Below are 20139 nucleotides of genomic sequence, written 5' to 3'. Positions count from 1 at the left end.
ATCATCGGCTATTCTAAACGGTCTTAATCTCTTATATTGTACATCTAGAAATAATTTTCAAGGAAAAGGAAATAAAAGATTCCGTTGCCTCTCCAACTAGGATTTTGTTGTTCCAAAATAGATTGCTACTGTAGCGCATAAGATTGCCACCCCTATTGCTATCCATAAAAAAATATCCATCTACCTCACGCTTTCAAATTCATATCTATATTCAATCTTATAAAATAGCAAACAGCATTGCTGAAAATAATCCCATCATAATTTACGGTCATGCTATTTCATCAATCCACCAATCATTTTTGTAGTTTCCAATTTTTGAATTCTTCTACAAAATTATATTGCAGTTATTTTTGGTAGAAGCACTTCCTGATACGCATCAAATTTGCCACCAGCAATGCCAGTGTGACACCAAAGCCAAAATAAAATTCTGGATATGCCAAGGAAAAACTGATTCCTAAGCTGAATTCTCCTGTTATAGTTTCTATGTGCCATGTAAAAAAATAAAACAACTCCATTATCAGCAATAAACAGGGTCCTAATATCCCACAAACCATAGCAAATCGTCGATTCTCAAACCATATTCCAATCAAGGTTATCAAAATTCCAATAATAGTTACAGGATGATACAACACAATCGTCCCTGATATTTCTTGTACCCCTCGGGAGCCACCAAACCAGGAAAGGAACATAAGTAAAATACAAATAATTAAAATGACACTGGAGAATAATTGATATTTTAATGTTTTCATAGGGATTCCCTTCTTAAATCCACTAGATGGACTACTTAAAATACATATAGAGCTGGCATTTTAACATCCCATTATATAGCTTACGGCGTTTATCTGCTTTTTTCCCAAAGATGGTTTCAAACTGTTCATGAGGGCTGATAATATAATAGTGGATTCCATTTCCCATCTGGAATACCTTTCCCATCGTCCGGTAAATTTCTTCCGCTTGTCTTATTTCCAGCATACGTTCCCCATAAGGAGGATTGCAAATAACAATCCCTTTATCTGTTACAGGAGAAAAATCCGCAATTTCCCGCTGGTTAAATTTCAACCTTGGAAGGACACCAGCTTTTTTTGCGTTTGCTGTACTCAATTCTACAGCAGCTGGATCAATATCAAGTCCATACCCACGGAACTCCACATCTCTACGAACCAAATCAAGGGCACGAGTACGCTCCTCCTGCCAGACTTTTTGCGGGATCTGCTTCCACTTTTCCGCTGCAAAACGGCGGTTGATCCCAGGCGCGATGTTCAACGCTTTGGTTGCACTCTCGATTAAAAAAGTACCGGAACCACAAAATGGGTCATACACTGTGGAAAAAGGTTTTACATGAGCTAAATCAATAATGCCAGATGCCAGTGTTTCTTTAATTGGAGCAGCATTGGAATTTTGTCGGTATCCCCTTTTGTGCAACCCAGGTCCGGAGGTATCCAGCATCACAGTAACTACATCTTTTAAGATTGAAAACTGGATTTGATGCACCGCTTCGTTCTCCTCAAACCAGTGGACATGGTAACACTCTTTTAGTCGTTCCACAGCGGCTTTTTTGATAATTGATTGGCAGTCCGGGATGCTGTGCAGCTGTGAGTTCAACGAATGCCCTTTTACAGGAAAAGCGTCATGGGCGCCAATCCACTGTTCTAATGGCAGTTTTTTCACACCCTGGAACAATTGCTCAAACGAGGTGGCGTGGAATTCCCCCAAACGGATCAATACCCGCTCCGCAGTACGTAGCCACAAATTAGCCCTTACCAACAGTTCCAAATCTCCGTCAAATGCAACCCTTCCATCGGTTACCGTAACATTTTGTCCCCCCAGCCGTTTTACTTCGCCGGACAGTACACTTTCCAACCCAAAATGGCAGGGGCAAATCATTGTAATTTGTTCCAAATTCAATTCTCCTTTATCCTACAGTTCTGCACACATATGCCGGGTCACATGGCAGCCCATGTTCACCGCTACTGGTAACCCTGCAATATGAGTTGCATAAGTTTCAATATTTAATCCCAACGCAGTAACATCCCCGCCAAATCCCTGGGAACCAATTCCCAGCTGGTTTACCTGTTGTAACATCTCTTGTTCCATTTCCGCATAAAATGGGTCTGGATTCGGCTGGTCAAGGTCACGGCAAAGCGCCTGTTTTGCCAACAAAGCGCACTGTTCAAAATCTCCGCCAATCCCAACGCCAACAATCACAGGTGGACATGGATTGCTCCCCGCTTTGCGAACAGTATCCACTACAAACCCGATGATCTCCTGGCGGGTGGCGGATGGGGTAAACATCCGAATGGCACTCATATTTTCACTACCAAATCCTTTCGGGGCCACCATAATTTTCACTTTATCCCCTGGGATAATCGAAGTATGCAGAATAGCAGGCGTATTATCATTGGTATTACCGCGACGGATTGGATCCGTTACGACGGATAAACGCAATAATCCTTCCAGATATCCCTGGCGTACTCCTTCGTTTACCGCTTCATTGAAATCTCCGCCGATAAAATGAACATCCTGGCCAATTTCCAAAAATACTACTGCCATTCCAGTATCCTGGCAGACAGGTACATCCAATTCTTTTGCAGCTTGGATATTCTCTTCCAAATCCCCTAAAACGCTTTTACATATTTCGCTGCATTCTTGTTTTCTTGCTTTGGAAATTGCTTTTTTAACACTGCAAGGCAGTTCTTTATTTGCCTGAATACACAACTGTTTAATACAAGAAGTTAATTCCTTTACATCTATCTCTCTCATTGCTATTTCGTCTCCTCATAAACAAACTTTCCATCAATTATCACTTGAAATGGACTGGAATAAACCGAAAATGGATCTGTATCGTTTGGATAAACCACAATATCCGCGTCTTTTCCTACCTGCAGAGAACCCAATCTTTGTTCTAACCCACAAATTCGGGCGGGTTCTATGGTAATTGCCTGTAATGCTTTTTCTCTGGACAATCCTCCCTTTATGGCAATCCCACAACTCAAAGGAAGGTATTGGATAGGAACCTCTGGATGGTCAGTACATATGGCGGTTGGTATCTGGTATTTTGCTAAAATGGCTGGATTTTGAATTTTCTGGTTTCTCAGCTCTGGCTTAGAACGGTCGGTTATCATCGGACCTGTAATCACTGGAAGATGTTCTTCTTCCAACAAGTCCGCAATTAAATGGCCATCCGTACCATGGACTAAAACACCATCCAATTGATATTCCCGAATCAAACGGATAGCAGTAAAAATATCATCCGCCCGATGAGCATGAAAAAACGCCTTTTCTTTTCGTTCTAGTACTGGCAACAGCGCCTCGCATTTGGCATCATATTCTGGTTGATCTAGTTCCTCATCTTCTAAAGCCCGCTGGCAATCCATCTGATACCGCTTTGCTTTCTGCAACTGTTCCCGGATCAAAGCCGCCGTTGCCATACGGGTAACAGGGGTTTGATTTTTGTCATTGTAGGTTGCTTTTGGGTTTTCTCCCAAAGCGAACTTCATTCCAATATTCCGTTTTACCACCATAGCATCTACTCTGCGGCCCACTGTTTTCAAGGCAATCCAATGCCCTCCAATGGGATTGGCACTTCCAGGACCGGTTACTACTGTTGTAACTCCTGCGGATACGGCTTCCTGGAAACAGTTATCCATTGGATTAATGGCATCCAATGCATCCAATTGTGGGGTAATTGGATCGGTATCCTCATTTCCATCTTCCCCTTCAAATCCTAGGGAGTCCTCCCACATACCTAAATGGCAATGGCAGTCAATAAAACCTGGATAGAGAGTATAGCCGGAATAATCCAAGCCATCTAGTTTTGGACAATCCTCCATGTTTCCCATCGCGACAATTTTACCTGATTCTATTTGAAGAAATCCATGCGGAATCCTGCCATGTTCGACTGTTTCAAGCACAGCATTTTTGATCAGCATAGCAACGCTCCTTTATCTTATAAAATACTTTACTCTTATTAAACCACAAAACGCTGGAAAACTCAAACCTTTTCTGCTTGACTTTTCTCCAAGCCAATGCTATGATGGAAACAAATGAAATCCTATTAAAACTGGAGGAATTCCCTATGGCGAATATTCACAATCATCTTTCTGATTTAATTGGCAATACGCCAATGGTGCGATTGCAACATTACTGCGAAAAGCATCAGTTAAAAGCGGAAATTATTGCAAAACTGGAATATTTTAATCCATTGGGTTCCGCAAAAGACCGTGTTGCGAAATATATGATTGATGACGCGCAAAAAAAAGGCCTCATTCAAAAAGATACCCTGATTATTGAGCCAACCAGCGGAAACACTGGTGTAGGACTGGCGTTTATCTGTGCTGAAAAAGGATTGCGCCTGATTTTAACCATGCCAGAAACCATGAGCATCGAACGCCGTAATTTATTAAAGGCACTGGGTGCGGAACTGGTTTTGACAGAAGGCGCAAAAGGGATGAAAGGGGCAATCGAAAAAGCCAACCAGCTGGCAAAAGAAAACCCAAATTCTTTTATTCCTTCCCAATTTGACAATCCAATTAATCCAGAAGCCCACCGCCAAACAACAGCAAAGGAAATCCTGCAGGATACCGATGGCAAAATCGACGCCTTTGTTGCTGGTGTAGGAACTGGAGGAACCATCACCGGTGTTGGGGAAATCTTAAAACAGGAACTGCCCAATATCAAAATTGTGGCAACCGAGCCAGCAGATTCCCCCGTATTATCCGGCGGAAAAGCTGGTCCCCATAAATTGCAGGGGATTGGAGCTGGATTTGTCCCATCCGTAATGAACACGGGCATCATTGATGAAATTATCACCATCACTACAGAACAGGCATATCAAACCACACGGGAACTGGCACAATCACAAGGAATTTTAGTTGGTATTTCCAGTGGGGCTGCTCTAGCTGCTGCAACACAGCTGGCACAAAAACCTGAATTAGAAGGAAAAACCATTGTGGTATTCTTTCCAGATACTGGAGAGCGTTACCTTTCTACTCCAGGACTGTTTGATTAAACTAGGAAAGGAGCCATAGAATATTGAAACAAAAAGTAATGATCGGAATGAGCGGTGGTGTAGATAGTTCAGCTGCTGCTGGCCTCTTGTTAGAACAAGGCTATGACGTTATAGGGGTTACCTTTCGATTGTGGAAACCCCAGGACGAATGGCCGGATTTATTCGCAAACAAAGGAAAGGATGATATTGCAGACGCAAAAAAAGTATGTGAGCATTTGGGAATCCCCCATCATGTGATTGATATGAGGGAAGAATTCAAACGGGATGTCATTGAAAATTTTGTATCTGAATATCAAGCAGGTCGTACCCCTAGCCCATGTATTGTATGTAACCAAAAAATCAAGTTTGGCTTATTTTACGAAAAAGCAAAAGAATTAGGCGCTGACTTTATTTCTACTGGTCATTACGCCAGAATCGACCAGGATAAAACCGGGATTTGGCAGTTAAAAACCTCTTTTTATCCTGAAAAAGACCAAAGTTATTTTTTGTATCACATTCCTTATGACCGCCTGCCCTATATCCTGTTCCCATTGGGGAATTATACAAAACCACAGGTACGGGAAATTGCTGAAAAATTCGGATTTGAACATGTTTCCCGAAAAAAAGATAGTCAGGAAATCTGCTTTATAGACGCAAAAGAAGGCTATGGAAAGTTCCTGGAACGTTATGTAGGAACAGTTCCTCCAAAAGGCAATTTTGTGGACAGTAAAGGGAATCCATTAGGGCAGCACAAAGGAATTTGGTATTATACAGTGGGGCAGCGGAAAGGTCTTGGAATGGCATTTGGAAAACCGATGTATGTAGCTAGTATTGATCCTTCTTCCAATACGGTATGTTTGAAGGACGACCAAGAAATTTATCATGACCAGCTCACGATCTCGGATATCTGTTACCTTTTGCCAGAACCGCTTACCAGTCCTACAAAAGTAATGGTAAAAATCAGAAACCGTGCCCCTTATGCGGCAGCAACATTGATTCCACAAGAAAATGGTACAGCAAACATACAGTTTGAACAACCTCAACGTGCAATCACAAAAGGACAATCCGCTGTCTGTTATCAAGGGGAAGCCGTCATTGCAGGAGGTGTTATTATTGAATAGGAAAATGGATATGATCAAAAAAGAGTGGTATCTCATTGGCGGTATTTGTTTAGCAGTTGGAGCTATTATCGGATTTTTAGCAGGAAGACTATCCTACCATAAACCAAAACAATTACAGCAGGATAGTTGCGATTGTAGTTGTGATTGCTGCTCTCCAGAGGATTTCGAAGAAATCAACTGGGATGAAGTGGATGAAGAATCTTATTATTAACCAATGAATATTTAATGGAAAAAGAAAAAGGTGGACAGTACTGTTCACCTTTTTCTTTTTCCACAATCTATAATAAATGGTTATATTTTTTCTTGTATTTTACCATGCTAACACCAAATTGTTGATGGAACAGTTTGTCCAGATAACTCCTATCATTATATCCAACCTGTTCCGTAATCTGTTCCGGTGTCAGGTTTGTTTTTATAAGTAGTTCGCAGGCCTTTTTGATTTTGCTTTCCCGTATCAATTCGGAAAAAGTTTTATTTGTATATTTTTTGATGTAGTAAATCATATTTCGGGGTGTATAGTGGAACTGTTCCGACAAAGTTTCTAAGGTTAAGTCCATGTAATGCTGTTCTATATATTGGAGTATTTTTACAATGGTAATATTATTCTCTTGATCCAAGCTTTGCTCCATCATTTCCTGGCGGTACTGTTTTTCAATCTCATATAAGAAACAGATCAATAAAGACTTTAAATACTCCTGATTGTTCTCATTAAAAAAACAAATCACCATTTTTTTCAGGTAGAACTCTATCGTTGTTTTTTGGATTTGCTGGATTGCCAGATAATTTTTTGTGGTTGGTTTTTGTAAAGAATCAATAAAAAACTGGGAAAACAAATCGGAACCCTGAATGATAGAATGGAAGGTTTCAGTGATTAAATTTTTTCGGATTAAAACATTAAATACCAGGTCTTGGTCATGAGGGACGTACATGCTGTGAATAGCATTGCGGTTATACAAACAGATATCCCCTGCAAAAAAGGAAACATCCTGGTTTTCAATCGTAGAAATACATCCACCATGATAGACATAAAACAACTCAAAAAAATCGTGTCTATGAACCAACGGCTTTACTTTATCCCGATCAATATAAGGATATTCCATTCCAATTTGTGAGAAAGCTTCCCGGGTAAACTGATCGTTCCTCTTATTCAATGCTTTACACTCTACGGAAACTACAATATCATCCTGCCCAAAAATTGTTCCTTCTGTTAAAATCACATAGTTTTGTTTTTTTAGCCCCTCATTAGAGGTTTTTATCTGTTTGGGGAACTTTAATCCTCCTTGTATCCGTCCATTGAACTCACGAGAAAAAACAGGATTGTTTTGGGATGGGTTTTCAAACAATCGGCTAATTATTTTCTCAACTTTTTGATCGACTTGGGCTATCTGTTCCATTATTTTTCCTCCTTTTATCCTTATTATAGAAAAACCAATTTGTCCTGTCAATGGAAACATCCTAGTAACTAGATACATTGCTTTATGGTTGGTTTTCATTTCATTACCTAGAAATCACTATAAAATATTACTATAATGTAATCAAAATTTAGTAAAAGGAGAGCAAAAAATGAAATTTATCAAAAAAAATAGCTATAAGCTGGTGGCTATCTGCATGGCCGCGGCTGTGACAGCAACTGGCCTTGGTTTCAGCAATCATGTCAGTGCAGCACCTGATTCTTCCAGTAATACCTTTGCGGAACAATTTGCGAACCCATCTTTTGAAAACAAGCCAAAAATCAGATGGTGGTTTCCTAGCGGGGCTGTTGATATCCAACAAGTGAAACATGAAATTGACGAATTTGTCAAGCAGGGATTTGGCGGGGCAGAAATCCTTTGTAAAGAAGTAGTTGATGAAGCCGGTTGGAACTCTCAAGCATATATTGATGTAATTGCCCAGGCGTTACAGTATATTGATGAAAATTATCCTGGTTTCCAACTAGATATTACCCAGCCTTTGGGGTCCGGTACTTCCTGCATCAATTCCATTACTTCTGACCAAAACGAACTGGTAGCGCAACAACTCAGTTATGATAAAGTGATTGTATCCGCTGGGGAAACCGCACAACTCACCTTAAACACCAAAGAAAACACAAAATTATTATCTGTCAACGCTTATCCAGTGGATGAGGAAACAGAATACATTAGCCATCCTGGTATGGTAGGAAACTCACCAGCACCAACCTATGTATATCAAGACGGTTCCTATTGCCTAACGGATACGGAAGGAGTAGTGGATAGACAGAATAATACTATTACTTGGTCTACTCCAGCTGATACAAAGGGAAAATGGGTGCTGGTTGCATGTTATCAATCCCCAACAGATCAAACTAATGGAAAATATCCTTCTATCAATCCAATCAGTACTGCAGCAGTAAATGAACTGCTCCGTTACTATGAAGAAACCGTTGTTCCATCCTGGCTGCCATATGCGGATCATATCAATGCTATGTTTATTGATTCTTACGAATATAAATTTGGAGATGGTATCTCAGCTGCTTTAGGAGGTGGAAATTTTGGTGTATTATGGAGTGATGATTTTCTGGAAGAATTCCAGAACAGAAGAGGGTATGATGTTACCCCTTATTTAGCCTATTTACCTTCCCCGACCGGGCTTTCCAATTTTGTGGACTTGATTGGTGGAGCGTATGGAGAAGACGGCGCTTTCCAAACAGCAGATGGCATGTCTGTAAAAATCCGGAACGACTATTATCAAACCTTAACGGAATTATTTGTAGAACGGTACCTCAATCCAATCCAACAATGGTGTGAACAACATGGATGGAATGCAAGAGTACAGAACTACGGTTTATCTGTGGATATGACTGCCGCAAACCTTGCTACTGGAATTCCAGAAACAGAATCCATGTATTATACCGATCAACCAGATGGATATCGCCTTTTCTCCGGTACAGTACATATGGGGGATAAAAAAATTTTATCCACCGAAGTTGGTGTCGAAGGAAACGGAAACTATGCTCAAAAATTAACCGACTTAACCGACCAAATCAATATTTCCTTCGCAAGTGGTATCAATCAAATGGTATTACATGGTTCCTGCTATAGTGGGGAATATCATGGTGTAGGGAACCAAAACGGATATGTACCAGGTATCAGTTGGCCAGGATACGAAGGGTTTGGCCTCACTTCGTATGCCAATGCCTGGGGAGAACGTCAGGTACAGTGGGGAATGATGGGCGACTCAATGAAGTATGTTGCCCGTAACCAGTATGTTATGCGCCAAGGGGAAGCGAAAGTAGATCTTGCATTTTTCCGTAACACCTATTTTGAAAGCCAGATGTACCAGCCACTGTTTGTATCTAATCTGGAACAATATGGCTATTCTTATGATTTTATCAGTCCAGCTTTAATGGATTTGGATTCTGCGAAAGTTTCTACACAAAATGGGCAACCAGTATTGGATGCAGATGGCCCAGCCTATAAAGCGCTAATTGTCAACCATGAAAACCACAAAGGCAACCAACAGCATCCAGATGAAATGCAAAATTTAGTTCCGTTAGACCTCTCTTTGGATGCTGCAAATCAATTGTTGGAATACGCAAAAGCGGGGCTGCCAATTGTATTTGTAGGGGAGCTACCTTCTACAGCTAAGTTTTTCACCGAATCTGATGAAGATATTACCAAAATTGTAGAACAAATCATTTCGTTTGAGAATGTATATCAGGTTACTACAGAGCGTGACCTTCCTGCACTACTACAGCAGATTGATATTACCCCAGACACTTCTTATGCCCAACCATCCTCTTTATTGAGTCAGCATAGGCAGGATACCAATGCAGACTACTATTATTTCTATAATCAAGGAGATAAACAAACAGTAACCACAATCACATTGGATAGCGAAGGCATTCCATATTTATTGGACGCATGGACAGGAGAAATTACTCCTATTGCCCAATATCAAATCAAGGATGGAACTACTACAGTCTCCCTTTCTTTCGATGCCAAAGAAACTGCTTTACTTGCCATAGCACAGGATGGCTGGAATGAAACAACACCTTCTTCCCATGCAGTTGTATCAGATACAGAATTGCGATATAATAGCCAAAACCAGTTGGTTGCACGAATTTCTGAGCCAGGTAATTATCAAATTACATTACAGGATGGAACCACAAAACAAATTTCTGTAAATGATGAACTAACTCCAATCACATTGGATAACTGGACATTATCGATTGAAAGCTGGACAAAACCAGATGACCCAACCCTGCTAACCACTATTAAAAAGACAAAATTGGAACCAATCCAGTTGAATAAATTAGTTCCATGGAGAGAAATCCAAGGATTAAAAGATGTATCTGGTATTGGCACTTATACCACAACCTTCCAGCTTGATAACTGGAACCAGCAAAAAGGTGCTACCATTCAATTAGGGGATATTTCAGATGTTTACCAGATTACAGTGAATGGACATACCCTACAGGCTGCAAATCAGATAGATACCAATGTAGATATTGGAGCATATTTACAACAGGGAGAAAACACTATCTCTATAAAAGTTTCTTCTACTTTTATTAATTATATTAACTCAATTACTCCACAAACCAGAAGTGGTAAAGTGAATAGCCGTGAAAATCAGGATTATGGTATGATGGGCGTAGACGGTGTTGTTTCGTTGCTTCCTTATGAAGATGTTGTGATTTCTGAAACTGCGGATAAATCCATCCTAAATAAAGTGATTGATTATGCGGATAATGCAGCAAACAGCGATGAGTTTGATAACGTAATCGCAGATGTACAAACATCCTTTACCGAAGCATTAAACAACGCAAAAGCAGTAGCAGCAGATAGCAATGCTAATCAAATAGCCATAGATGAAGCATGGCAAACTTTGCTGAACGAAATCCATAAACTGGGCTTTGTAAAAGGGGATATCCACTCATTAGAACAACTGGTAGCATTGGCAGAAAGCTATGACTTAAACAACTATATCGAAGCTGGTCAGGCAAAATTCAAAGAAGCACTGGCAGCAGCACAGAGATTGATTGCGGATAAAGACAATGCCATGCAGGCAGAAATTGAAACAGCAGAAACAAACCTGTTGAATGCAATGCTAGATTTACGTTTCAAAGCAGATAAATCCATATTACAAGCTGTAATAGAGGAATCAAATAAAAAAGATTCCACCTTATACACAACGGAAAGCTACGCAGCATTGACAGCAGCAGTAAAGGAAGCACAAGATGTATTGGTAGATGATAACGCCACCCAGGATGAAGTAAACACGGCAGTAGCAAAAGTACAATCCGCAATGGATGGACTGGTAACAGTTGATGGGAAAATAAATGAAGCACAGACTACAAACAACAATGTTACACAAACAAGCCAAACATCAACGACAACAAAAGCAAACGCAGCAAAAACTGGAGATTTTACTCCAATCGTAGGTGCAGCAATGCTAGCAATAGCAGGTACGGTAATACTGATTGTCCGTAAGAGAAAATAATGATATTATTTTCTCTTACAAATACCTTCCAATTCATCCGTTGAAAGGTCTAATACTCATAAAAGCCACCATATGGTGGCTTTTATTTTTTGTATGGATAAGGTGTAATCAGCGTTGTCCGCCCCAAAATATAATCCGTACTGGTATGGTAAAACTCCGCAAGTTGGATCACAAACCGAGTTGGGATTTCCCTTTTCCCTGTTTCATAATTGCTGTATACCCTTTGGTCAATCCCCAAAATTACCGCAACTTCCTTTTGTTTTAAATCATGGTCTTCCCTTAAATCTTTTAATCGTGGATAGTACATATTACCTCCATTATTGCCAATCTTATAAATTTCTAAATGACACTTCTTTGAAATACTTAAACAACCAGTTAAGTAGATATCACTCAAGTTTCTGTTAACAAAACAACCATCAATAAATTAGTTGTTTTTGAAAATTCTAAAAGAAGTACTCTATTTCTTCTGCAAATAAATCTCATTGCTAAATTATAAGTACTCAATTTAGAACCTTTATCATTATATAAAACCTGCTCTATGAATGTTTCGTTTCATAGCAGGTTTTATCTTGTTAAAATAATATTGAACACCTACTAATAGAATAGCAGGTGTTCAATAATTTTATAAAGATATTTATTTCTCTGGATTTTCAGCGGACTGTTCTTCCTCTCTATCGTTGGTCAATTTTAATTTATCAAAAATATAGAACAGCAGGGATAATATCATACCAACAATACATGCTAGCACCATACCTTTCAACTCCACATTGCCGAGCTGAACCGCAGCGCCAGATAAACCTGTCACAAATACAACCGATGTCAAGGTAAGGTTTCTGCTCTTTCCGTAGTCCACTTTAGAGTCCACTAAAATACGGATACCGGAAGTACCAATCATTCCGTACAGCAAGAAAGAAATCCCACCAATTACTGGCCCTGGAATAGTATTGATTAAAGCGGACATAGGGCCAATAAAGGAACATAAAATGGATAATACTGCTGCCCCACCAATAACACGGACAGAATACACTTTAGTCATCGCCATAACACCGATATTTTCTCCATATGTGGTAGTAGGAACAGACCCCACCAAACCGGACAACATGGTAGAAAAATTATCTGCAAATAATGAACGATGTAATCCTGGATTTTTTAACAAATCACGCCCAACAATCTTGCTGGTTACAACCTGATGGCCAATATGTTCTGACGCAATAACCAGAATAACTGGTAAAATAATCAAAATTGCCTGTGGATCAAAATGAGGTAGTTGGAATTCGGGTAATGTAAAAATTGGAGTTGCGATTGCTTCCTGAATCGTTGCCATATCAATTACCCCAAAAATGATAGCGGCAATATAGCCTACCACAATTGCAATTAAAATTGGGATAACAGCAAAAAATTTGCGGAACAACACATTTCCAAATACTGCAACACCCAAAGTAATTAAGAATACAATCATGTTATTCATTGCTACGGGGGTTACAACCTGCTCATATAGCCCTTTTGCCTGATCTACAATGTTATAAGATGTCGTCGCCAAAATTCCCGCATTAGATGCCGCGCTTCCTGCCAATTCTAATCCGATTAAAGCAACGACCGGCCCCATAGCAGCTGGAGGGAGAACAATATCAATCCATTTCGTTCCAAATTTATAAATGATAAAAGCTAATAGACATCCACACAGCCCCACAACCACAAATCCACCAAGGGCGTAGGAATATCCCCATTTATCAATTACCAACCCCGCTGGAGCTAAAAAGGCAAAACTAGATCCTAAATAAGCTGGAGCTTTCCCTTTGGTAATTAGAATAAACAGCAATGTACCGATACCGTTGGTAAGTAGTACAATTGCCGGATTAATCCCAAACATAAATGGAACCAGCACCGAAGCGCCAAACATGGCAAACATGTGCTGAATACTCAGCGGAACCATCAACTTCATCGGGACTTTGTCTTCTACCTGAATAATCTTTCTTTCAGCCAATCAAATTCCTCCTTATTCGCACAATTATAATAAAAATTGCACTTTTTCATTTTATTTTCCTTTTTTCAGCCAGCCTCAGTGGCCGTTCTTTTTATTATAACATAACAAGATGCAACAAAAAACCTTAATTCATGATTTATTCTAATTTATAGCGATAAAAAATTTCACCTTTTCTTGTATAAAATGACAAAATTCTTTTTATTTAAATCCGATCTTTTCAACTTTTATGGGAGTATGATTCTATAACACAAAAAAGTCCCTTATGGTAATATAAAAACCATAAGGGGCTTTTTTCATTATCTGTTTTTTCTATAATTGCTTATTTGCAATAAGGCTCATGTCATTATTCGCTTAATGGCTTCATAGTCGGGAATAACAATACATCACGGATGCTTTCACTATTGGTCAACAGCATTACCAAACGGTCAATTCCAATTCCCAAGCCGCCTGTTGGTGGCATACCATATTCCAAAGCAGTGATATAGTCAGTGTCCATATCGCCAGCTTCATCATCTCCAGCTTTTTTCAATTCCACCTGATGCTCAAAACGTTCTTTCTGGTCGATTGGGTCATTCAATTCAGAGAATGCATTTGCATGTTCCCTACCCAAAATAAACAGCTCAAAACGTTCAGTTAATTTTGGATTTGATGGCTTTTTCTTCGCCAGTGGGGAAATTTCAACTGGATAATCGGTCACAAAGGTTGGCTGTACCAGATTCTTTTCCGCATATTCATCAAAGAACAGGTTTAAGATATCTCCAATCATATGGCGTTCTTCATATTCGATATGATGTTCTTTCGCCACCGCACGGGCTTGTTCCAAAGTAGTAATTTCGTTAAAGTCAACTCCACTATATTTTTTGACCACATCAGTCATGGAGATACGTTCAAATGGCTTGCCTAAATCAATCTCCTGGTCGCCGTATACCAAAGTGGTTGTCCCCAATACATTTTGTGCCACTGTGCGGATTAGATTTTCTGTCAGGTTCATCATACCTTCATAATCTGTATATGCCTGATATAATTCTAACAGAGTGAATTCTGGATTGTGCTTTGTATCCATCCCTTCATTGCGGAATACACGGCCCAATTCATAAACACGTTCAAAACCACCGACAATCAAACGTTTTAAATGGAGCTCTAACGCGATACGCATATACATATCCATGTTCTGTGCGTTGTGGTGGGTGATAAATGGACGTGCTGTAGCGCCTCCGGCAATCGTATGTAATACTGGAGTTTCTACTTCCAAGAATTGTTCCCCATCCAGGAATCTTCTGATTTCTGTAATGATTTTACTGCGTTTTACAAAAGTATCTTTTACTTCTGGGTTTACAATTAAATCAACATAGCGTTGGCGGTATCTTGTATCCATATCCTTTAAACCATGGAATTTTTCTGGCAAAGGAAGCAGGCTTTTAGACAGCAGCACCAATTTCTGTGCACGAATGGAAACTTCCCCATGCTGTGTGCGGAAAACAGTACCTTCAATTCCTACAATATCCCCGATATCCATTTTCTTAAAGCCCAGGTAAACGTCCTCGCCTACTTCATCTTTCCGGATATAGGATTGGATTAAACCATCATTATCCCGGAAGTGGGCAAAGCTTGCTTTTCCCATAACACGTTTGGACATCATTCTACCTGCAATAGAAACGGTTTTTCCTTCAAAGCAATCAAAATGATCAATAATTTCTTTCGAATGTGCTGTCACATCATATTTGGTAATCTCAAATGGATTTTGTCCATTTTCCTGCAATTCCGTCAGCTTGTCACGTCGAATCTGCAACAGTTCGTTTAAATCCTGTACTTGTTCAGTACGATTCTCGTTGTTCGCCATAATTACCTCCATATTATTTTTCTGTTATTCCTGAATAAAAGGTGGTTAGCAGTATTATAGCTAACCACCGGACGTTCTTCACCCTATTTTGAAATTTCCAAAATCTCAAATTCAATCATTCCGGATGGAACCTCAATCTCTACAACATCCCCAACACTACGGCCCATTAAGCCTTTTCCGATTGGAGATTCATCCGAGATTTTTCCTTCATCCGGATTGGCTTCGGTAGAACCAACAATAGAGTACTCTACTTCTTCGTCAAATTCAATATCTTTTAATCTGATTTTAGAACCAACGCTTACTTTATCTGTAGTTACTTCATCATCGTCCAGAACTTTCGCATTTTTTAGCATTGCATCCAGCTGGGCAATTCTTGCTTCAATAATCGCCTGCTCATTTTTTGCTTCATCATATTCACTATTTTCAGAAAGGTCGCCAAAAGAAAGTGCAACTTTAATTTTATCCGCTACATCTTTACGTTTGACCGTTTTCAGCTCTTCTAATTCTTCTTCCAGTCTCGCCAAACCCTCACTGGTCAAAATCGTCTGTTTCGTTTCCAAAATGACTACCTCCAATAAATCTATTTTATATTAAAAATTAACTTGTTGACAATACCCTATATTATATAAAATTCAAGGGGTTCTGTCAAGCGAACAAATCACAAAAAACACCTGATTATCCGGCATTTTTCTGCTTTTTCCGTATTTCATCTGGGATCTGATCTGGACAAGTACGGATATAATGGAACAAATACTGTTGGGCAATTCCACCATACGGTTTTGCGTATTCTGGAAACCCATCAGGGTAAAAATGTTCCATTACACGTTTCATCCACACATCAATTGGAAAAGACTCTAAACGGTAAAATCCAAACAGCAACGCACAATCCGCAACTTTTGTTCCAACGCCGCAAATTTTCAACAATTCCTCTTTCGCTTGTGGAAAATCCGCAGTGCGTACCCGTTCCAAATCCACTTCGCCAGAATTGATTTTTTGAATGGCATCCAACAAATATTTTGCGCGGAAACCAGCCCGTAATACAGATAAATCCTCCAAATTACACTGAGAAAGCTGTTGTAATGTGGGAAAGGCATAGCCATATTCTGTTTTCTCCCCAAAATTCTCACATAACCGCGAAATAATTCCTTTAATCCTTGGAATATTATTGTTTTGAGAGAGGATAAAACTGCACAGCGCTTCCCAACTATCCTGCCTTAAAATGTGGATACCACCCGCATATTCGCAAGCAGCAGCAATGGTTTTATCTTGGCAAATTACCTTCTGAATCGCCTGATAGTCGGTTTCCAAATCTAAATAATCCTTCCAAAAGGACTCAAACTCCTGCTTTTCCATATGTTCAAAGGTAATTTGATCTCCTTGCTGGAAAGCAGATAAAAAATGGTTTCCCGCCATACCGCAAACCCTGCCATCAGTCAGCTGCTCAAACCGGAAACACTGACCGCAATCCAAGCTGTCAACCAGAGAAAAACCCGGGATATGTAAGATTAAATTTCCATCTTTTACTTGATATTCCATCAATTCCTCCATAACGCAAAAGGCAATGGAACATCCACTGCCTTTTATATCTCATCTACGTCTTTATTGTAAACGCAGACGCATAATATAGTCATCCATTACAAAGCCGTTTCCAATATCAGTTACAATGGATTCATCATTGGTAAACCCCATTTTTAAATATGCTGCGATAGGACCATTATTTCCTTTATTAACAGTGAGGTAAATAGACGGTTTTCCCAACTCTTTCGCATATATTTTTGCCTGTTCCAGTAAACTTTTTGCGATGCCACGCTTTCTATAAGCCTGATCCATATATAATTTACTTAAAAACAGCTCTTTTTCCTGGGGTTGTACACCGCAGTACCCTACCAAACGGTCTCCGTCAAATGCCATAAAATAACGGTAATTTTGATGGTTGACAGCATCTCCAATTGCCTGCTCACTTTGGAATTTTTCTACCATATACTCCACTTGTTCTTTACCAATCAACGGAGTAAAATGTTCGTGCCAAATTTTATCCGCTAAAGCAGCAATTAATTTTACATCCTCTTGTGTACTACAAATCTTGATTTGAATTGACATGGAATACGCCTTCTTTCTAATACTTAACGGTCTCTCAAAGAAAAATCTTCCCGGTCCAAGGTAAAGTTAGGGTTATAGTAAGGGTCCCCTTCTTCCAGGATTTTCGCCCAGCGTTTCCGTAGGCGAGTTCTTTCCCTATCAAAACGTTTTTGTTTTTCTGGAGTATCCTCATATCCACGGCTCTTGGATTCATAGTGGTAAAGTTCTGCATAAGGGGTAAATACCACTAAATATCCTGCTTCGCGGACACGTAAGCAGAAATCAACATCGTTAAAAGCAACCACAAAGTTTTCTTCATCCAATCCACCAACTTCATCCCAAACGGAACGTTTGGTCATTAGGCAAGCACCTGTAACCCCACTTAAATCCTGAGCAATGGTCAAACGATGGATATAACCGCCATCACTGCGAGGGAACCCTTTATGGGCATGACCTGCGCTGCCACCAATACCGATAATAATTCCAGCGTGTTGGATGGTATTGTCAGGATAATATAGTTTTGCTCCAGCAATTCCAACATCTTTTCTCTGGACAAACATCAACATTTCTTCCAGCCAATTTTCTGTGATGACTTCCATATCATTGTTCAGTAACAATATGTAATCACCTTTACTGTGTTTTACACCAAAATTGTTAATGGCAGAGTAGTTAAAAATACCATCCCATTTTACAACATGTACACAGTCATGCTCCCGTTCCATTCGTTCGTAATAGCTGAAGGTTTCTTTTACTTCGCTATTGTTTTCCACAATGATAATTTCATAGTTTGGATAAGTTGTTTTCTCAAAAATAGATTTCAGACATTTATCCAAATCATCAATATGGTCTTTATTCGCAATAATAATGGAAATCAAAGGTGTCCCTTCAATTTCATAATTAATTTTATAGGTAGAGAGGATACTGGAATCCACTACTTCCCCTTTCAGCCCCTCACGTTCCAGGTGATCTGCCAACGCTTTTTTCGCGGAAACCATACAGTAAGGTTTTACACTGACATCGCTTGCCACAGAGCCAGAATGCCTTCTCCAAAAATACATTACTTTTGGAATATGCACAATTTTCTGAGCCTGTTCTGTCAAACGCAAGATCATATCATAGTCCTGGCTCCCATTATAATCTTCAGAGAAGTACCCTACTTTTTCCTGCAACTCTTTGCTAAAGGAAGTTAAGTGGCAAATATAGTTATGTCCACGCAAGGTATCAATGGAAAAGTCAGGTTTAAAGTGAATTAAAACGGTATTGGCAATACTACCTTCAAATACCATTTCATCGGTATAAATAAAATCCGCGCCTTGTTCTGTAATTGCCTTCATATTTTCAAATAAAGCAGAAGGATGCAACATATCATCATGGTCAAATAAGGTAATAAAATTACCAGTTGCCATTTTCAAACAAGCATTGGTATTACCAGGAATTCCATAGTTTTTCTCTAATTTCTGATAGCGAATCCTGGAATCATTAGCAGCAAACCGCTCACAAACCTGGCGTACTTCTGGGTGTTGGTCATCACTGCCATCCGCTAAACAAAGTTCCCATTTGGAATAGGTTTGAGCCTGCACTGACTGAATCATTTCCCTTAAAAATCCAACAGGAGTATTATATAATGGCACAATAATACTAAATGTAATATCTTTGTCAAATACTGTCCTGCGTTCTTTCTCCAATTGTTCTTTGGAAGGAAGATAGTTTTTCATATATTCTTTTTCATTTAAAATTCTGTGTTTCCGCATTCTCATACGTGCTAATGTCATCCGGATGCCATCATTTTTCCAGCTCGCCAAACCTGTATACAATAGTTTGGTATGCCTATTATTTTTTAAAAAACTCTTTAAACTCATAATACACCATACAGGTTATTTTCCAAAAATACCTGTCCCAATCCTCCTATGATCTCAGTTTGGTAAAACAGGCTCGGAAAAAACACCGAACCTATTTTTATTTTAACAATTTTTATAGGCTTCGCACACTTCATCTACGTCGCCGATCATCTTTACATTACCATGATCCAGCCACATAACATGTTTACAAAGACGTTCAATCTGGTCTAATGAGTGGGAAACAATAATAACTGTTGTACCACCGCTCATCATTTCAGCAATACGTTTTTCACATTTTTCTTGGAAATGGAAATCCCCTACTGCCAAAATCTCGTCCACAATTAAAATATCTGGTTTTGTCATAGTAGCAATGGCAAATGCCACCCTTGCCACCATACCGGAAGAATAGTTTTTCATAGGAGCATCCAAAAAATCATGCATTTCAGAGAAATCAACAATTTCGTCGAAATGTTCTTTCATAAATTTTTTGGAATACCCTAATACAGAACCGTTTAAGAATATATTTTCCCGCGCGGTTAATTCCATATCAAAACCAGCGCCTAACTCAATCAATGGTGCAATACTGCCATGGATGGATACAGACCCTTTTGTTGGTTTTAAAATACCAGAAATAATCTTTAACAAGGTACTTTTACCGGAACCATTTAAACCCACAATTCCAAACACATCCCCTTTTGGGATATCTACTGTTACACCATTTAATGCAATAAAATCTTTAAAATGCAGCTCACGTTTTACTAATTTGATAAAGTATTCTTTTAAGCTTTCCAACCGTTCGCTGCTCATGTTAAAATGCATTTCTACATCTC

At 39.4% G+C, this 20139-nt stretch carries 17 protein-coding genes; 4 read left to right on the top strand and 13 right to left on the bottom strand.

The genetic code is table 11. The annotated features are described in order from the left end of the window. Positions 1 to 344: 344 nt before the first annotated feature. Genes BQ2683_RS02140 through BQ2683_RS02125 form a run of 4 tightly spaced genes read right to left on the bottom strand, consistent with a single transcriptional unit; the run spans position 345 to position 3929 of the window. The gene (locus tag BQ2683_RS02140) at positions 345 to 749 is read right to left on the bottom strand and encodes a hypothetical protein (RefSeq protein ID WP_083256330.1); all 405 of its coding nucleotides are present in this window, start codon (positions 747 to 749) and stop codon (positions 345 to 347) included. 31 nt (positions 750 to 780) lie between these two features. Continuing rightward, positions 781 to 1899 carry a THUMP domain-containing class I SAM-dependent RNA methyltransferase gene (locus BQ2683_RS02135; protein WP_420806765.1) on the bottom strand — a complete coding sequence of 373 codons (1119 nt, stop codon included), beginning with the start codon at positions 1897 to 1899 and terminating at the stop codon, positions 781 to 783. A gap of 18 nt (positions 1900 to 1917) precedes the next feature. Further along, positions 1918 to 2760 carry a fumarate hydratase gene (locus tag BQ2683_RS02130; protein ID WP_069987110.1) on the bottom strand — a complete coding sequence of 281 codons (843 nt, stop codon included), beginning with the start codon at positions 2758 to 2760 and terminating at the stop codon, positions 1918 to 1920. Positions 2761 to 2762: 2 nt separating this feature from the next. Next, the gene (locus tag BQ2683_RS02125; RefSeq protein ID WP_069987109.1) at positions 2763 to 3929 is read right to left on the bottom strand and encodes an amidohydrolase; all 1167 of its coding nucleotides are present in this window, start codon (positions 3927 to 3929) and stop codon (positions 2763 to 2765) included. Between the two features lie 146 nt (positions 3930 to 4075). Here BQ2683_RS02125 and cysK point away from each other — a divergent pair, with 146 nt between their 5' ends. The 3 genes from cysK to BQ2683_RS02110 are packed head-to-tail and all read left to right on the top strand — an operon-like array spanning position 4076 to position 6319. Next, a complete protein-coding gene (gene cysK / locus BQ2683_RS02120) occupies positions 4076 to 5008 on the top strand; it encodes a cysteine synthase A (protein ID WP_069987108.1) in 933 nt (310 codons plus the stop codon). Positions 5009 to 5031: 23 nt separating this feature from the next. Then, positions 5032 to 6108, top strand: a complete 1077-nt coding sequence (gene mnmA / locus BQ2683_RS02115) for a tRNA 2-thiouridine(34) synthase MnmA (protein ID WP_235843876.1) — start codon at positions 5032 to 5034, stop codon at positions 6106 to 6108. Next, positions 6101 to 6319 (top strand): Z-ring associated ZapG family protein, encoded by a 219-nt coding sequence (locus BQ2683_RS02110; protein WP_069987106.1) that lies wholly within the window; start codon positions 6101 to 6103, stop codon positions 6317 to 6319. Before mnmA ends, BQ2683_RS02110 begins: the two co-directional genes overlap by 8 nt. A 67-nt stretch (positions 6320 to 6386) precedes the next feature. On the opposite strand, the gene BQ2683_RS02105 is transcribed toward BQ2683_RS02110, so the two are convergent. After that, on the bottom strand, positions 6387 to 7502 hold the full coding sequence (locus BQ2683_RS02105; RefSeq protein WP_069987105.1) for a helix-turn-helix domain-containing protein: 1116 nt from the start codon (positions 7500 to 7502) through the stop codon (positions 6387 to 6389). A 169-nt stretch (positions 7503 to 7671) separates the two neighbouring features. On the opposite strand from BQ2683_RS02105, the gene BQ2683_RS02100 reads away from it, so the two are divergent. After that, positions 7672 to 11568 carry a glycosyl hydrolase gene (locus BQ2683_RS02100; protein WP_069987104.1) on the top strand — a complete coding sequence of 1299 codons (3897 nt, stop codon included), beginning with the start codon at positions 7672 to 7674 and terminating at the stop codon, positions 11566 to 11568. A gap of 82 nt (positions 11569 to 11650) precedes the next feature. Here the strand turns inward: BQ2683_RS02100 and BQ2683_RS02095 are convergent, their stop codons facing one another. The 8 genes from BQ2683_RS02095 to BQ2683_RS02060 all read right to left on the bottom strand — a co-directional run bounded on the left by BQ2683_RS02095 (position 11651) and on the right by BQ2683_RS02060 (position 20128). Further along, the gene (locus tag BQ2683_RS02095; protein ID WP_069987103.1) at positions 11651 to 11875 is read right to left on the bottom strand and encodes a helix-turn-helix domain-containing protein; all 225 of its coding nucleotides are present in this window, start codon (positions 11873 to 11875) and stop codon (positions 11651 to 11653) included. Positions 11876 to 12202: 327 nt separating this feature from the next. After that, complete coding sequence (uraA, locus tag BQ2683_RS02090; RefSeq protein WP_069987152.1) at positions 12203 to 13510, bottom strand: uracil permease; 1308 nt, start codon at positions 13508 to 13510, stop codon at positions 12203 to 12205. A 385-nt stretch (positions 13511 to 13895) separates the two neighbouring features. Further along, the gene (lysS, locus tag BQ2683_RS02085; RefSeq protein ID WP_069987102.1) at positions 13896 to 15392 is read right to left on the bottom strand and encodes a lysine--tRNA ligase; all 1497 of its coding nucleotides are present in this window, start codon (positions 15390 to 15392) and stop codon (positions 13896 to 13898) included. Between the two features lie 83 nt (positions 15393 to 15475). After that, positions 15476 to 15955 (bottom strand): transcription elongation factor GreA, encoded by a 480-nt coding sequence (greA, locus tag BQ2683_RS02080; RefSeq protein WP_069987151.1) that lies wholly within the window; start codon positions 15953 to 15955, stop codon positions 15476 to 15478. A gap of 112 nt (positions 15956 to 16067) precedes the next feature. Further along, positions 16068 to 16928 carry a DNA-3-methyladenine glycosylase family protein gene (locus BQ2683_RS02075; RefSeq protein ID WP_069987101.1) on the bottom strand — a complete coding sequence of 287 codons (861 nt, stop codon included), beginning with the start codon at positions 16926 to 16928 and terminating at the stop codon, positions 16068 to 16070. A gap of 63 nt (positions 16929 to 16991) precedes the next feature. Further along, entirely contained in the window at positions 16992 to 17492 is a 501-nt protein-coding gene (locus tag BQ2683_RS02070; protein ID WP_083256328.1) for a GNAT family N-acetyltransferase, read from the bottom strand. 23 nt (positions 17493 to 17515) lie between these two features. Then, positions 17516 to 19330 carry a glycosyltransferase family 2 protein gene (locus BQ2683_RS02065; RefSeq protein ID WP_083256327.1) on the bottom strand — a complete coding sequence of 605 codons (1815 nt, stop codon included), beginning with the start codon at positions 19328 to 19330 and terminating at the stop codon, positions 17516 to 17518. Positions 19331 to 19432: 102 nt separating this feature from the next. Next, the gene (locus BQ2683_RS02060; protein ID WP_069987149.1) at positions 19433 to 20128 is read right to left on the bottom strand and encodes an ABC transporter ATP-binding protein; all 696 of its coding nucleotides are present in this window, start codon (positions 20126 to 20128) and stop codon (positions 19433 to 19435) included. Between the last annotated feature and the right edge of the window lie 11 nt (positions 20129 to 20139).

The sequence above is a fragment of the Massilioclostridium coli genome, assembly GCF_900095865.1.
Classification (GTDB): domain Bacteria; phylum Bacillota; class Clostridia; order Oscillospirales; family Ruminococcaceae; genus Massilioclostridium; species Massilioclostridium facile.
Note: the sequence above shows the minus strand (reverse complement) of the source record. Positions and strands in the feature narration are given on the sequence as shown.

What these genes read in the sequence shown, in the direction of transcription:
- BQ2683_RS02125 (WP_069987109.1), bottom strand. Translation starts at nt 3,929, where the DNA reads ATGCTGATCAAAAATGCTGTGCTTGAAACAGTCGAACATGGCAGGATT.
- BQ2683_RS02100 (WP_069987104.1), top strand. Translation starts at nt 7,672, where the DNA reads ATGAAATTTATCAAAAAAAATAGCTATAAGCTGGTGGCTATCTGCATG.
- BQ2683_RS02105 (WP_069987105.1), bottom strand. Translation starts at nt 7,502, where the DNA reads ATGGAACAGATAGCCCAAGTCGATCAAAAAGTTGAGAAAATAATTAGC.
- uraA (WP_069987152.1), bottom strand. Translation starts at nt 13,510, where the DNA reads ATGAAGTTGATGGTTCCGCTGAGTATTCAGCACATGTTTGCCATGTTT.
- BQ2683_RS02060 (WP_069987149.1), bottom strand. Translation starts at nt 20,128, where the DNA reads ATGCATTTTAACATGAGCAGCGAACGGTTGGAAAGCTTAAAAGAATAC.
- BQ2683_RS02075 (WP_069987101.1), bottom strand. Translation starts at nt 16,928, where the DNA reads ATGGAATATCAAGTAAAAGATGGAAATTTAATCTTACATATCCCGGGT.
- BQ2683_RS02140 (WP_083256330.1), bottom strand. Translation starts at nt 749, where the DNA reads ATGAAAACATTAAAATATCAATTATTCTCCAGTGTCATTTTAATTATT.
- BQ2683_RS02065 (WP_083256327.1), bottom strand. Translation starts at nt 19,330, where the DNA reads ATGAGTTTAAAGAGTTTTTTAAAAAATAATAGGCATACCAAACTATTG.
- BQ2683_RS02130 (WP_069987110.1), bottom strand. Translation starts at nt 2,760, where the DNA reads ATGAGAGAGATAGATGTAAAGGAATTAACTTCTTGTATTAAACAGTTG.
- BQ2683_RS02070 (WP_083256328.1), bottom strand. Translation starts at nt 17,492, where the DNA reads ATGTCAATTCAAATCAAGATTTGTAGTACACAAGAGGATGTAAAATTA.
- lysS (WP_069987102.1), bottom strand. Translation starts at nt 15,392, where the DNA reads ATGGCGAACAACGAGAATCGTACTGAACAAGTACAGGATTTAAACGAA.
- BQ2683_RS02095 (WP_069987103.1), bottom strand. Translation starts at nt 11,875, where the DNA reads ATGTACTATCCACGATTAAAAGATTTAAGGGAAGACCATGATTTAAAA.
- cysK (WP_069987108.1), top strand. Translation starts at nt 4,076, where the DNA reads ATGGCGAATATTCACAATCATCTTTCTGATTTAATTGGCAATACGCCA.